Source organism: Rahnella perminowiae (assembly GCF_019049695.1).
In the GTDB taxonomy this organism is placed as follows: Bacteria; Pseudomonadota; Gammaproteobacteria; order Enterobacterales; family Enterobacteriaceae; genus Rahnella; species Rahnella perminowiae.
This window is the reverse complement of the sequence record NZ_JAFMOT010000089.1, coordinates 1-472: the sequence shown is the minus strand read 5'-3', so window position 1 is coordinate 472 and position 472 is coordinate 1. Positions and strand designations below refer to the sequence as shown.

Here is a 472-nt window from a genome sequence, read left to right as displayed (position 1 = left end):
GCACCTATGCCCAAGCTTCTGCATCCGCCACTTGGATTAGTCCCGCAATGATTGAAGCGTATACGGCGCTCCATGCCGAGCAAGTGGCTTACAGTGTCGAGATTTGGGATGATGATGAACTGATTGGTGGTCTCTATGGGCTAAAGCTAGGACAAGCATTTTTTGGTGAAAGTATGTTTCACCGCGTCACAGATGCGTCTAAAGCGGCTTTTTTTGTGTTAATGCAGCTGTGTGCACATTCCCAATTTGCTTGGGTGGACTGTCAGTTGCCTAACCCACATTTGATGCGTTTAGGTGCCACCATTCTGCCCAGAGCGGAATTTTTAGATAAGCTCGCGCAACAATTAGCGCTACCAAGTATTAATTGGTCATCGATTTGCGGTCAAAAATTGCCACTTAATCAACTGTTAAATGAGGATTTGATGAATTATTATCTATCTCCAACTGCGCTCCAACTGCACAAGCCTAGGTA

At 45.6% G+C, this 472-nt stretch carries 1 protein-coding gene; it reads left to right on the top strand.

Features of this window, described 5'->3' with window-relative positions; genetic code table 11:
* Nucleotides 1–47: 47 nt before the first annotated feature.
* Nucleotides 48–472 (top strand): leucyl/phenylalanyl-tRNA--protein transferase (locus J1781_RS00430; RefSeq protein ID WP_269154535.1); only part of this gene is annotated, 425 nt, incomplete at its 3' end.